The organism is Pseudozobellia sp. WGM2, assembly GCF_017810075.1.
GTDB lineage: Bacteria > Bacteroidota > Bacteroidia > Flavobacteriales > Flavobacteriaceae > JADNYK01.
Genome location: NZ_JADNYK010000003.1, coordinates 217,143 through 230,232, shown reverse-complemented (window position 1 = coordinate 230,232; position 13,090 = coordinate 217,143). Strand labels below are relative to the sequence as shown.

Sequence of the window (13,090 nt, the reverse complement as noted above, 5' to 3'; positions counted from 1 at the left end):
TAAAGATAACGATTAGGTCTAATACGCTCACGGGCCCCAAAATAGCCCTGCATAGGCTTCTTTTATAGATTAAAGTTTAATTTTTTGTAAAATTATCACTAAACTTGGGCGATTTATTATCTTTTATAACAAGCTATGCAAAAGTTCCTTCCCTCCCTATTTTTTCTACTTGCTTTTTCAAACATTTTACTGGCCCAAGAAAAACAGATTACCGTTGAAGCGGTCTATAAAAGCGAATTCAGAACAGAGGGGATGGATGCCTTGCGTTCGATGAAAAACGGTAAGCAGTATACAGTTCTCCATATAGACAGAAACACTGGTCTGAGTTCGGTAGATAAATATGATTATACTACCTTGAAAAAGGTGGAAACCATTGTGAATTCGTCAGATTTAGAGACGGTTCAGAGATTTTCTGATTATCAGTTCAGTGCCGACGAATCGAAAATACTATTGGCAACCGATGTAGAATCGATATATCGGCATTCTACGCTAGCACATTACTATGTCTATGATGTAAAGACTAAAGAGGTGACCAAAGTAGCCGATGTGAAAATTCAAGAACCGTCTTTGTCCCCTGACGGAACAAAAGTGGCCTATGTTACAGATAACAACCTTTTTATTTTTGACATAAAGTCAAAGGAAACTGATCAAGTGACCACTGATGGCGAGAAAAATAAGATTATCAACGGAATCACCGACTGGGTCTACGAAGAGGAGTTCGCTTTCGTTCGCGCATTTGCATGGAATGCCACCGGAAATAAAATTGCGTTTCTTCGTTTTGATGAGACCAATGTGCCACAGTTTTCTATGGATGTGTACGGCTCTGAATTGTACCCTACTCAAGAGACATTTAAATATCCGAAAGCAGGGGAAGATAATGCGCTGGTTACGCTTCACATGCTAGATGTAAGATTAAATAATATTTCTCAAGTTGACTTAGGTAAACCTTATTACATTCCGAGAATAAAGTGGATGAACGACCCCAACTTTTTAAGTGTTCAGACCATGAATCGCCATCAAAATCATCTAACACTTCATTCTGTAAATGCAAAAGATAATAAAGTTTCTATTCTTTTAGAAGAAACGGATGATGCTTATGTCGATACCAATGATGATTTAACCTTTCTAGCGGATGATAGTTTTATTTGGCCAAGCGAGAAAGATGGGTACAACCATATCTATCTTTATAATCAAGAGGGTAATTTGATGAATCAGATCACTAAAGGCCCTTGGGAAGTGACCAAATATTACGGTTATGACCAAAATGAAGATAGAATTTATTATCAGTCTACAGAAAATGGTTCTATAAATCGAGGTGTTTACAGTGTAGAGAGTGATGGGGGTAACAAAATGGCCCTCGCCGCTGACGAAGGATATAATTCCGCCGACTTTAGTGCTGATTTCACCTATTTCATTCATACCTATTCCAGTGCAACCACACCCCCGATTTATACTTTACATAAAGCTGTATCCGGTAAAAAAATCAAGGAAATCAAGAACAATGAAAAGCTATTGGACAAGCTGAAAGGGTATGAGCTGAGTGCCAAAGAGTTTTCTACCATTCAGATTAATGGCAACGAATTGAACATGTACACCATTAAACCTAAAGATTTTGACCCTAAAAAGAAATACCCTTTACTGATGTACCAATACAGTGGGCCAGGGTCGCAAAGTGTAGTGAATCAGTGGTTAGGCTACCGCGATTATTGGCATCAACAATTGGCTGCGGAAGGGTATGTAATTGCATGTGTTGATGGGCGAGGAACAGGTTTCAAAGGTGCTGATTTTAAAAAATCAACGTATTTGAATTTAGTAAAGTACGAAACCAAAGACCAGATAGCCGCGGCAAAAAAACTTAGTGATTTGCCATATATCGATGAAAATAGAACGGGTATCTGGGGATGGAGTTTCGGCGGGCATATGGCGACCAACAGTTTGCTGAAAGGAAATGAGGTTTTTGAAATGGCGATTGCCGTTGCACCGGTTACTTCTTGGCGTTTTTACGATACCATCTACACTGAACGGTTTATGCGTACCCCACAGGAAAACCCTGGTGGATACGATGAGAATTCTCCTTTGAACTACCCTGAACTTTTACAGGGCGATTATTTATTGATACATGGTTCTGGAGATGATAATGTACACGTTCAGCATTCTATGAGAATGGCTGAAGCCCTTATACAGGCAAACAAGCAATTTGATTGGGCGATATATCCCGATAAAAACCATGGTATTTACGGAGGTAACACTAGAGTACACCTTTTCAATAAAATGACCAATTTCATGCACGAGAATTTGCGAGACCGAAAGGTTGAGGAATCAAAACCTGAGGGAGGGCAGTCAGAAATGAACAGGCAGCAAATTAAGGGTTAAATTCACACTCAAGCTATTTTTAATTAAATTCTGTGTACGCAAAACAGCTACTAGAGCCGTGCGACACCTAAACCAAACTCATTGATTTATGGAGACTAAAAGCGAATTTATGGAACAACAGCAGATGTTCGGCCACCCAAAAGGCCTGTTTTATCTGTTCTTTGCTGAGTTGTGGGAGCGTTTTAGCTTTTATGGTATGCGGGCATTGTTAACGCTCTATATGGTAGACGTTATTTTTGCTGCCCTTGCTGAACGTGATTTTGCCACTGCTGCCGTTTATGCATCTTATGGTTCTCTGGTTTATGCCTCAACGGTAATCGGTGGTAGAATCTCAGATACCATTTTAGGAATGCGTAACTCTATTTTTTTAGGAGGTATTCTCATGTCGATCGGTCATTTTGTCTTGGCCATTGAAAATGATATGGCCTTTTATCTTGCCTTGTCTTTGATTATAGTCGGTAATGGGTTTTTTAAACCTAATATTTCGACTTTTGTGGGCACTTTATATCCTCCCGGTGACTCAAAGAAAGATTCCGGTTTTACTATATTCTATATGGGTATTAATATCGGTGGCTGGGTCGCGCCGCTACTATGTGGTTGGTTAGCGTTTGAGTATGGGTGGCATTATGGCTTCGGACTCGCAGGTATTGGTATGCTTACAGGCCTAATTTTCTTCTGGAGCGGAATAAAAAAGAATGTTTTTGGGGATAGGGGCCTACCGCCGAACGATGAGGTTTTAGAGAAGAAGGTTATGGGCATCAAACAAGGAATTCTGGTTCCTGTATTAGCTGTGATTGCCGCTCCTGTTATTGCTTTTTTGCTATCGGCTTATAAGGCCTTGGGTGCTGAGGGTACATTTTTTGAGGATCAAAATATAGTTAACGTAATCTTCAAGCTTATAGGTATTTCCATACTGGCTTACTTGGGTTACATCATGTTCAAGGCTACTTTAGATGAACGTAAGAAGCTTTTTGTGGCGGTTTTGATTACGTTCTTTATGACAATATTTTGGGGTTTTCATGAATTGTCGGGTAGTGTAATTACCCTTTTCGCCGCACGTAATGTTGAGTTGACTTTAATGTCTGCAGCTCAAACCAATTCTTTGAACTCAATGTTCATTATTATACTGGCTATACCCATTTCACTTATGTGGACTTACCTAAGCAAGAAGAATCTGAACCCCCGTACACCCTACAAATTCGGTTTAGGTTTGGTGTTCGCAGGTATCAGTTTTTATGCGTTGGCACTAAGTGCAGGTAGCGCCAATGATAGCGGATTGGTGCCTTTTTCCTATTTATTGCTGATGTACTTTTTGCTTTCGATTGGCGAGTTGTTTATGTCACCGGTGGGACTTTCTAAAATTACCGATCTATCTCCCAAGCGAATTGTAGCATTTATGATGGGGGTGTGGTTTTTATCGTCTGCCTTTGCTTTTCAGGTAGTAGGTTTTATCGGTAAACAGTTGGCCATAGAGAGCACCGATAAGAATGTCGGTGGCTTTGAAACTCTTACGGTTTACACAGATGGTTTTGAACTTATTGCCAAATATGCTCTAGGCGCCGGTATTATTGTGCTCTTGGCGTCTCCTTTGATCAAGCGTTTAATGGGTAGGGTTCATTAATAGGCTACTCAAAATAATAGGCTCCCTTTTCGCCCGTATAATGAAAAGGGAGTTTTCTTTGGGTGCAAGTCTTTCTCCAACGGTTTACATAACTTCGATAATTACTGCCGTCGGCAATAATGATATTGGGTTGAACGGAATCAATCAAACGGTTCAAATTAATTTTTGGGGATTGAGTTAGTATCAAATAATCTATTTTCTTTTGTTCTCTTGGATAAACCGCCATGCTATCAATCAAGAACAAATCTTTGTCAATCCATTTATAACTATTTTGAAGAGGGATGTGGTTTAGACTGTCCACACGTTCAGCGACCCTATATTCTGTCACAATTCTATTCAATCGAGTACTATCATTGGATATGATTTTTAAAGTGCTTCCTTCTTGGTGTATGAGTATTGAATTTTTTGTTTGATGGGCCAGAAGCAAGGTCTCTTTTTGAGAGGTTTCATATTCGGAAAAAATCATCCATAGCTGAAAGCTAATAATACCAAGGCCTACTAAGCCTAATTTTCTAAAATTGGGCTTAGTAAGAAATACAATGAAACCTATGATAATTACGTAACTGAGTAGCAGTTGAACTCCATCGAATGAAATATTCTTAAATATAAAAGCTTCTTGTTGAGCGACCCAGCCTATTAAATCATTGAGCCAGCCAATAATTGTATCATAAAAGGAAACAAAGAAATCGGGCAACCGGTTGAGAACGGCCAAGATGATGACCAGAATGCCTGTTCCTAAGACAAAGCCCAATCCAGGAATTACAAGTAGATTGGAAATAAAGAACAACCCGGGAAATTGATGAAAGTAGAAAAGGCTTATAGGTAGAACCCCAAGTTGAGCAGCAATACTCACCGAAAGCAACTGCCAGAAATATCGGATAATTTTATTTTTTGGGTACCATAACCTTTGCAGCAGAGGGTAAACCCATACAATGGCCAATACCGCTGCATAACTCATTTGAAAACCGACCTGAAATAAAAGGTTGGGATCAATTATTAAGAGAATGAAGAACATTGATAAAGCAAGAATGTTGAAAGTGTTACTGGGTCTGTTTAGATATAAGGCGTAGGCCACAAATGAAAACATGGTGACCGCCCTGACAATCGACGCCGAGAAGCCAGCCAAGAGTGCAAAGCCCCAGAGTAAAAGTACTACGGTGATTAATTTTATGGTTTTACCCTTGGGTAGGCGCTCCAAAGGTTTTAAAACAAACTGAAGCATAATTAGTAGAATACCTATATGTAAGCCTGATACGGCCAATATATGAACTGCGCCCGCATTCTTGTAGTTGTCGTAAGTGGCTTCTGAAATATCACTTCGTTGCCCTAATAAAAGGGCTTGAATTATGCTCAATTCTTCTTCTCCGAAATTAGCCTGTCTTAATTTAGTTATGATGTGCTCTCTGGCTTGAGAAGCAAAGCCATATAACGTTCTGGAGGGGTTCTGTTTAACAAAAACTTTGTTTGACTCAACTTGAACTTGACGAACAACACCAAGGTTTTGCATGTATTCACTGTAATCGAATTGATGTGGATTAAGTGGAGATTGAATTTTATTGGAAGCTCCGTAGAAAATAAGTTCGTCATCGACCTTGTATGAATTTTGGATTGAATCGCGGGGCGTACTCACCAGAATTTTCCCTGATCGACCTTTTTCCTCGACGGATTGTACCATACCTATATAGCGGTTTGAAAATTGGGTCGGTTTAAGAACTTCCCTGATTTTCAAATGCCAAACCTGATTTTCTGAAAATGTTTGATTTGAATAATGATTGGAGATGTTTTCCGGTCGAGTTGACGAAACCGCTAGAACACCAATTGACATGGTGAGTAAAACAACACAATATCCCAATAAAGGTGTTCGGTTATTTTTGAAGTAGAGAATCCCTAATAATAAAAATAAAGATAATGAGGCAATAGCGGGAATGGTCAATCCGAAATCAAGATACTTGCCCAGTACAATTCCCAAAACCAGTATCAAAGTTAATTTTATGGGAATAAAACGTAAGAGTCTCATATTAGAGTACGCGTGTGGCCTTTACAAAAGCACTGTTCCAATACCCTTCACGCAAGGAAGAGACGATTACACCCCTTGAAGAGGAAGCATGTACAAATTTGACTTCATTATTCTCGACTGCGACCACCATGCCGACATGGTTTATACGCTTGGCTCGCCTACTTGTCCTAAAAAATAAAAGGTCACCTTTTTCAACATTATTTATGCCAATGCGTTTGCCTTCTTCGGCCATGTGGTACGAGGTACGGGGCAGTTTCACATCGTTTTCTCCAAAGGCGACATAAAGGAGGCCTGAACAATCCATTCCCTTTTTAGTAGTACCCCCGTACTTATAGCGAACGCCTGAGAATTGAAGTGCAGTCTCAATAATTTCGTCGGCCTTGCCCATTTTACGGGAGAAAGCACGCTTGGGAACGGGAGTTTCTTTTGAAAGGTTTTGGTTCTTGTTGGGTGCAACACTTACCTTTCTCGTTTTACTGTAGGTAGTTTTCTTTTTTGAAACCCCACAGTTTGCGAGCGATAGAATAAGTAGAATGTAAATGATTTTGCGCATAGATCCAAGTAATGAACACTTCACCCGGATACCAAAATTAAGCATTTTCTACAATACGTGAAGCTGCGTTCTCACTGGCACCCCTACCGCCCAATAGTTTTTCGAGTTTCGAATAGGCTTCTAATTGTGCGTGTCTATTAGGGCCATCTAAAATTTTGAGCAGCTCAGATTTGAGGTTTTTGGTATTCAAATCGTCTTGTATCAATTCTTTGACTACTTCTTTTTTCATAATAAGATTGACCAAAGAGATGAATTCTAAAGTAATTATACGCTTGGCAATCTGATATGATAGCCAGTTGGCTTTATAGCAAACCACTTGCGGTACTTTAAAAATGGCGGTTTCTAAAGTAGCTGTGCCGCTGGTCACCAACGCTGCATGAGAGATACTTAAAAGATCGTAGGTTCTGTTAATAACAAAGCTAACCTGCGGGTTCTTCAAATAAGGTAGATAGAAATCTTCATCAAGGCTAGGTGCGCCGGCGATTACAAATTGATGTTCGGAGAAATCTTTCACGACCGATAGCATTACCGACAGCATTTTTTGAACTTCTTGCTTTCGGCTTCCGGGTAAAAGTGCTATAATGGGTTTTGTGGCGTCTAATTGAAACTCATTCCTGAAATTATTGCTATCTACTGGTTTCCGTTCTCCAATGGCATCTAGTAGTGGATGTCCGACAAATTCAACAGGGTATTTATGTTTCTTTTCGTAAAAATCTTTCTCAAAAGGTAATATGATATACATGGCATCGATATCCCGTTTGATATCCTTTATTCTTCCTTCTCTAGAAGCCCATATTTGTGGAGAAATGTAGTAATTGGTTTTGTAGCCCTTTTGTTTGGCCCATTTTGCTATTCGCAGGTTAAAGCCCGAGTAATCGATGAATATGATAACATCGGGTTTGAACTCTTCAATATCTGTTTTACAGAATTTTATGGCGTTCGATATTTTACCAAGATTGAGTAGCACTTCTAAAAAGCCCATAAAGGCCATTTCTTTGTAGTGGCGTACTAAAACCCCACCAGCCTGTTGCATCAAATCACCGCCCCAACATCGAATATCTGCATTTCTATCTTTTACCTGTAAAGCTTTGATCAGGTTCGAACCATGAAGGTCTCCCGATGCTTCGCCCGCAATAATGTAGTATTTCATGTGCTGGGTTTATAAGCTGTTAAAAAACTTTATAGTATAGAATGACCATGGCGGTTAAGATGGTAGCAATTAAAACCCCTTTGGCCCTCTGGTCGCGGCGTAATCTTAAAAATGCGAAAAAGGCCAATAAGTTCAAAATAGCGCCTAGAGCTAAAAGACTGCCCACGTGTTCTTGTGCTACGGCCGCTTCGAAAGTTTCTACAATGCCTAAATCGGAAAACAAAAGTATATAGAGTAAAGTGCCTATCGCATTGGCGATAAGCCCTACTAGGAAGCCAATTATTAATTCTTTCTTATTGTTCATTGAAATCGTATTTCATTTTAATCTAAGATTTCTTTGTAAACCCCCATTCGTTGAGGCCTTGAATGGCATGATGGGCGGTAAGGTCAAATTGGGTGGGTACCACAGAAATATAATTATTTGACAATGCCCATTCATCGGTGTCCTCACCTTGGTCCAAGAGCTCGAATTCACCTGACAGCCAGTAGTAATCACGCCCAGACGGACTTTTACGTTTGTCGAATTGCTCTTTCCAATTGGCCCGAGCTTGACGGCAGACTTTAATTCCTTTTAATTGTTCTTTATCCGCTTTAGGTATATTCACGTTGAGTACCACCCCTTTGGGTATGCCATATTCGAGTGCTTTCTGAACAATAGAGGTAATGGCGTCATCGGCTGCTTCAAAATCAGCGTCCCAAGCGTAATCGCACAGAGAAAAACCAATGGCAGGTATACCTTCGATACCTGCTTCTATTGCTGCACTCATGGTACCAGAGTAAATTACGTTGATGGAGGAATTCGACCCGTGATTAATACCGCTAACACAAATATCAGGGCGACGGTCAAGAAGTTCTTGCAAGGCCAGTTTTACACAATCGGCGGGTGTACCGCTACAACTATACTCAAGTGGAGTGCCCTCTTCTTTATCGATAACCAACTTCGCTGAAAATAAGGTGTTGTCAATAGTAATTGCATGGCCTTTACCTGATTGCGGACTGTCAGGCGCCACAACCACGACATCCCCTATTTTTTTCATGTACCCTATAAGTGCTCGAAGCCCCGGAGCGGTAATTCCATCATCATTCGTAACCAGGATCAAAGGTTTTTTCATATCAGATACTTTATGGCATAAAAATACGTTTTAGAAAACATATCGGCCTAAGTTCGTTTAACAAAATATTAATGCCCCTCTTCAAAGGTGGCATGGTTTTTTCTGTATCTTAGGGAATTCATACTTTTAATTAAGGGGGTTCTGATCGCTATTTCGAACGGCCCTTTAAACTTCGAAATTTAAATTTATATGAAACGAAATTTAGCCTATATACTCGGGGTGATGCTTATTTCTGTTGCTTCATGTGGCTTTACGAATAAGTCTTTCGAAAATGATGATAAAGATAAATTACTTCTAGATCTTATTACTTACGTTTTACAAAAGGGGCATTATGAGCCAAAAGATATCAACGATGATTTTTCGGTCAATGTCTTCAATGATTTTATCGATGTAATCGATCCCACAAAACGTTATTTTCTTGATGAGGATATTAAAGAGTTCGAGCAGTATAAATTTCAACTTGACGATCAAATAAAAAGTACCGATATCTCGTTTTTTAATTTGGTTTATGAGCGTTTGATCAAACGCATGGGAGAGGCCAAGGTAATTTACAAAGAGGTTTTGGAAACTCCTTTCGATTATGGTGCTAACGAGAATATCAATATTGATTACGAGAAAATGTCGTTCGCAGCAGATAGGGAAAACCTGAAAGAGCGGTGGAGGTTGCAACTTAAGTATGCAACTTTAGGAACTTATGACTCGAAAATGCGCCAAATTCAAAAGGCCGGAGAGTTTAATGATGAAGATAGCGGCAAAGCAGAAGATAAACCAATGACTGCCGATGAAGCAGAGGTCTCTTCTAGAGCATCGACAAAAAAAACCCTGGACGAGTTCTTCGATTTCGTTGACGATTTGGAGCGTAAAGATTGGTTTGTTCAATACATCAATACTATAGTCGATGAGTTTGACCCCCATACTTTTTATTTTGCTCCTAAAGACAAAGAGAGGTTCGATATGAGCATGTCGGGCAAGTTTGAGGGTATCGGAGCTCGCTTGCAGAAAAAACCTGAGGGAGCTAAGATAGATGATATAATTTCTGGCGGTCCGGTATGGCGAGATGGTCAATTAGAAGTTGGAGATCTTATTTTAAAAGTTGGCCAGGAAGGGGAAGAGCCCATTAATATAGTGGGTATGCGTTTAGACGATGCCATTGAGTTGATTAAAGGTCCAAAAGGCACCAAAGTGAATCTTACCGTTCGAAAAATCGATGGTTCGATGGAAACTGTAGCCCTAACTCGTGATGTAGTCGAACTAGAAGAATCTTTTGCCAAATCAGCTAATATTATCAAAGATGATAAAAAATATGGGTTGATCGATTTACCAAAGTTTTATGTAGATTTTGATGATTATACAGAACGTAATGCGGCGACCGATGTGGCTAAAGAAGTTGACCGTTTGAAACAGGAAGGTGTCGAGGGCTTAATTCTTGATTTACGTGATAATGGTGGCGGATCTTTGAAAACCGTAGTAGAGATGGCCGGTCTCTTCATTAAAGATGGGCCTATCGTTCAAGTACGTTCTTCGGGCAAAGGCAAAGATGTGTATGATGATAAGGATGAGCGTATTCAATGGGATGGCCCGTTGGTGATTTTGGTCAATGAACTTTCAGCATCGGCATCTGAAATTTTGGCTGCTGCAATGCAAGATTATAAAAGGGCCATTGTTATTGGTAGTAAGCAGACATTCGGTAAGGGTACCGTTCAGAATGTAATTCCTTTGGATAATATTGTGCGCAGTAATGAGCATGGTGAACTTGGCGCTATAAAATTGACTACCCAGAAATTCTATAGAATAAACGGGGGTTCAACTCAACTGGAAGGGGTTAAAAGTGATGTGGTCGTTCCAGATAAATACAGCTATATCGATTTGGGTGAACGAGATCAATCGAATCCGTTAGGATGGGATAAAATATCGCCTGCAGATTATAAACCTTGGGATGGTTATATCGATTATGAGCAGACAGTTTCGAACAGCTCTAAGAGAATGGCGAATAATGCCCAGATAAAATTGATTGAAGAAAATGCCAAATGGTTAAAGTCAGAGCAAGATGAAACCGAAATTTCGTTGAATTATGAGGCATACCGTAAGGAAGAACAAAAGCATAAGCTGAAATCTGATTATTTCAAGACAATTGCTGAGTACGATTCGAAATTATCGTTTGAATCTTTAAAGTATGAAGAAGAATTATTCACGAAAGACTCTGTCTTAAGAGAGAAGCGTGACAGATGGCATAAAAATTTGGCTAAAGATGTTTATGTTGAAGAAGCGGTGAATGTGCTTCAAGATCTAAAAACAAATAATATCAAGCATGGCAAACTTGCCGTAAAGGGATAAATAATATTTTGTAGATAGAGAAGCCCCGAATGAAAGTTCGGGGCTTTTTAATTTTTCTAGCTTAAAGATTTTTTATCTGCCAATTTCTTGGAAAAACGTTTTTGCAACAGTTCTAGTTTGGGGTCTATGTACCTTTTGCAAAATGGTTTCTCCGGATTTTTCGAATAGTAATTTCTAAAGTGCTCAGCGCTGGGCTTAAATTGTGAGAAAGGTAAAACCTTAGTGACTAGGGGTAACTGAAATTCAGATTGCAATTGCTTTAGCGCATTTTCGGCCTCTCGGTGTTGTTCGAAAGTAAAGGTGTAAATTGCCGAGCGGTACTTATCTCGCATACTATGGTTCGAAGTGCTACGGTGGGTGTACAAATGAATTTTTATTAAGTCGGATAAGGATATAACGTTATTATCAAAATGAACAATCACTGCTTCTGAAAATGATGATGTTTTCTCGTTTGAAGCTACAAAACCTTGCTCAACTTTTTGTACTCCGTTGAGTTCTTGAAATACAGCTTCGGTACACCAATGACATCCGCCGCCCATGGCTATCTTATCCATAGAAAATTATGCAAATTGGTACCCGTTTAAAAAATCGATCACTTTCTGTTTTGGCATTTCACAGGGTTTTAGACAATCCGCTTGGTCGGTAATGTAGTAGTTCAAACTAATAAAATCATTGTCGCCTAGTTCTTCGGCGAACAGCTTTACACTTCGTCCATTATTGAAGTCACTACGTGAAACCCCATATTTCTTAGATTTAAAAAATACCACTGAATATCCGATGGGTAACTTCTGAATTCTTTCACGAAGCTTACTCATGTATACTATGTAGAAACGCTTTTCAACTTGTTTGAGTGGGCTTTGCGTAGCTTTGCCAGTTTGGGTGTAATTACGGCATTACAGTACCCCTGGGTAGTGTTATTTCGATAATAGTCTTGGTGGTACGCTTCAGCCTCGTGAAAAGTTTCAGCAGCACTTATTTCGGTAACAATTGGGTTGTCGAAATAAGGTGCCAGTTCTTTGATAACTTCTTCTGCCGTTTCTTTTTGAGTTGCGTTATGAAAATAAATTACAGAACGGTATTGGGTTCCGATATCACCACCTTGTTGATTTAATGTAGTTGGGTCGTGACTGGTCATAAAAATGGTCAATAGGTCTTTGTACGAAATTTCGCTAGGGTCGAAACTGACTTGAACGACTTCCGCATGTCCTGTGAGCCCTGAGCAAACTTCCTTATATGTTGGCTTTCCGGGAGCGTTTCCACCACTGTAACCCGATATTACTTTATCTACCCCTCTGATTTGTTGAAGTAGAGCCTCAACGCACCAAAAACATCCGCCACCAAGTGTGGCGATTTCCAAACTATTATTGTTCATGACTTAATTTTTCTTTTTGTAGTTGCAATGAATCTGAATTTACACAGTACCGAAGGCCACTTGGTTCTGGTCCGTCTGGGAAAACATGGCCTAAATGAGCGTCACAAGTATTGCACATTACCTCAACTCGTACCATGCCAAAGGTAGTATCTCGCTCATATTTGATGGCATTTTCTTCGATAGGTTGGGTGAAACTGGGCCAGCCTGTACCCGATTCGAATTTGATAGTTGAATCGAATAGGGGTGTGTCGCAACAAATGCAGTTATACTTTCCTGCTTCATGGGCACTACATAAGGCCCCGGTATGTGCGGGTTCAGTACCCTTTTGTCTAGTAATATAAAACTGTTCAGGTGTCAAAACTTCACGCCATTCCGCCTCAGTTTTTTCAACTCTTTTATCGGGCTCTGGGTTTCCTTTTACGCTAAAATTAATAATGTCTTTCCAAGTTAACATATATAGAATCTTCTTTTTTAAAGTGGAAACAAGATAGAAAAGGTCGTAGAATTAAACTATCCTATAAACTTAAAATGAGAGCTTATTTCCTCCTTAGTTTTGTC

Annotated in this window: 12 protein-coding genes; 3 read left to right on the top strand and 9 right to left on the bottom strand. The window is 39.7% G+C overall.

Annotation, left to right across the window (positions count from 1 at the left end; translation table 11 throughout):
• Positions 1-135 precede the first annotated feature (135 nt).
• Positions 136-2,373, top strand: coding sequence for a S9 family peptidase (locus tag IV512_RS08000; protein WP_209402235.1), 2,238 nt, complete (start codon positions 136-138; stop codon positions 2,371-2,373).
• Between the two features lie 88 nt (positions 2,374-2,461).
• Positions 2,462-3,994: a peptide MFS transporter gene (locus IV512_RS07995; protein WP_209402233.1), complete on the top strand. Its 1,533-nt coding sequence runs from the start codon at positions 2,462-2,464 to the stop codon at positions 3,992-3,994.
• A 4-nt stretch (positions 3,995-3,998) separates the two neighbouring features.
• Here IV512_RS07995 and IV512_RS07990 read toward each other — a convergent pair whose 3' ends face one another.
• Genes IV512_RS07990 through surE form a run of 5 tightly spaced genes read right to left on the bottom strand, consistent with a single transcriptional unit; the run spans position 3,999 to position 8,826 of the window.
• Complete coding sequence (locus IV512_RS07990; protein ID WP_209402231.1) at positions 3,999-6,011, bottom strand: ComEC/Rec2 family competence protein; 2,013 nt, start codon at positions 6,009-6,011, stop codon at positions 3,999-4,001.
• Position 6,012: 1 nt separating this feature from the next.
• The gene (locus tag IV512_RS07985; protein ID WP_209402229.1) at positions 6,013-6,564 is read right to left on the bottom strand and encodes a C40 family peptidase; all 552 of its coding nucleotides are present in this window, start codon (positions 6,562-6,564) and stop codon (positions 6,013-6,015) included.
• Positions 6,565-6,601: 37 nt separating this feature from the next.
• Positions 6,602-7,714: a lipid-A-disaccharide synthase gene (lpxB, locus tag IV512_RS07980; protein WP_209402227.1), complete on the bottom strand. Its 1,113-nt coding sequence runs from the start codon at positions 7,712-7,714 to the stop codon at positions 6,602-6,604.
• Between the two features lie 19 nt (positions 7,715-7,733).
• Positions 7,734-8,018, bottom strand: a complete 285-nt coding sequence (locus tag IV512_RS07975) for a hypothetical protein (RefSeq protein WP_100870879.1) — start codon at positions 8,016-8,018, stop codon at positions 7,734-7,736.
• A gap of 22 nt (positions 8,019-8,040) precedes the next feature.
• A complete protein-coding gene (gene surE, locus IV512_RS07970; protein ID WP_209402225.1) occupies positions 8,041-8,826 on the bottom strand; it encodes a 5'/3'-nucleotidase SurE in 786 nt (261 codons plus the stop codon).
• 189 nt (positions 8,827-9,015) lie between these two features.
• Between surE and IV512_RS07965 the strand changes: the two genes are divergently transcribed.
• On the top strand, positions 9,016-11,160 hold the full coding sequence (locus IV512_RS07965) for a carboxy terminal-processing peptidase (RefSeq protein ID WP_209402224.1): 2,145 nt from the start codon (positions 9,016-9,018) through the stop codon (positions 11,158-11,160).
• A 56-nt stretch (positions 11,161-11,216) separates the two neighbouring features.
• Here the strand turns inward: IV512_RS07965 and IV512_RS07960 are convergent, their stop codons facing one another.
• Genes IV512_RS07960 through msrB form a run of 4 tightly spaced genes read right to left on the bottom strand, consistent with a single transcriptional unit; the run spans position 11,217 to position 12,986 of the window.
• Positions 11,217-11,714, bottom strand: a complete 498-nt coding sequence (locus tag IV512_RS07960) for a peptide-methionine (S)-S-oxide reductase (RefSeq protein ID WP_209402223.1) — start codon at positions 11,712-11,714, stop codon at positions 11,217-11,219.
• Between the two features lie 6 nt (positions 11,715-11,720).
• On the bottom strand, positions 11,721-11,975 hold the full coding sequence (locus tag IV512_RS07955) for a peptide methionine sulfoxide reductase (RefSeq protein ID WP_209402221.1): 255 nt from the start codon (positions 11,973-11,975) through the stop codon (positions 11,721-11,723).
• A gap of 5 nt (positions 11,976-11,980) precedes the next feature.
• On the bottom strand, positions 11,981-12,532 hold the full coding sequence (gene msrA / locus IV512_RS07950; protein ID WP_209402219.1) for a peptide-methionine (S)-S-oxide reductase MsrA: 552 nt from the start codon (positions 12,530-12,532) through the stop codon (positions 11,981-11,983).
• On the bottom strand, positions 12,522-12,986 hold the full coding sequence (gene msrB / locus IV512_RS07945) for a peptide-methionine (R)-S-oxide reductase MsrB (protein WP_209402217.1): 465 nt from the start codon (positions 12,984-12,986) through the stop codon (positions 12,522-12,524). The genes msrA and msrB overlap by 11 nt, the downstream gene beginning before the upstream one ends.
• Positions 12,987-13,090 lie beyond the last annotated feature (104 nt).

What these genes read in the sequence shown, in the direction of transcription:
- IV512_RS08000 (WP_209402235.1), top strand. Translation starts at nt 136, where the DNA reads ATGCAAAAGTTCCTTCCCTCCCTATTTTTTCTACTTGCTTTTTCAAAC.
- IV512_RS07995 (WP_209402233.1), top strand. Translation starts at nt 2,462, where the DNA reads ATGGAGACTAAAAGCGAATTTATGGAACAACAGCAGATGTTCGGCCAC.
- IV512_RS07990 (WP_209402231.1), bottom strand. Translation starts at nt 6,011, where the DNA reads ATGAGACTCTTACGTTTTATTCCCATAAAATTAACTTTGATACTGGTT.
- IV512_RS07985 (WP_209402229.1), bottom strand. Translation starts at nt 6,564, where the DNA reads ATGCGCAAAATCATTTACATTCTACTTATTCTATCGCTCGCAAACTGT.
- lpxB (WP_209402227.1), bottom strand. Translation starts at nt 7,714, where the DNA reads ATGAAATACTACATTATTGCGGGCGAAGCATCGGGAGACCTTCATGGT.
- IV512_RS07975 (WP_100870879.1), bottom strand. Translation starts at nt 8,018, where the DNA reads ATGAACAATAAGAAAGAATTAATAATTGGCTTCCTAGTAGGGCTTATC.
- surE (WP_209402225.1), bottom strand. Translation starts at nt 8,826, where the DNA reads ATGAAAAAACCTTTGATCCTGGTTACGAATGATGATGGAATTACCGCT.
- IV512_RS07965 (WP_209402224.1), top strand. Translation starts at nt 9,016, where the DNA reads ATGAAACGAAATTTAGCCTATATACTCGGGGTGATGCTTATTTCTGTT.
- IV512_RS07960 (WP_209402223.1), bottom strand. Translation starts at nt 11,714, where the DNA reads ATGGATAAGATAGCCATGGGCGGCGGATGTCATTGGTGTACCGAAGCT.
- IV512_RS07955 (WP_209402221.1), bottom strand. Translation starts at nt 11,975, where the DNA reads ATGAGTAAGCTTCGTGAAAGAATTCAGAAGTTACCCATCGGATATTCA.
- msrA (WP_209402219.1), bottom strand. Translation starts at nt 12,532, where the DNA reads ATGAACAATAATAGTTTGGAAATCGCCACACTTGGTGGCGGATGTTTT.
- msrB (WP_209402217.1), bottom strand. Translation starts at nt 12,986, where the DNA reads ATGTTAACTTGGAAAGACATTATTAATTTTAGCGTAAAAGGAAACCCA.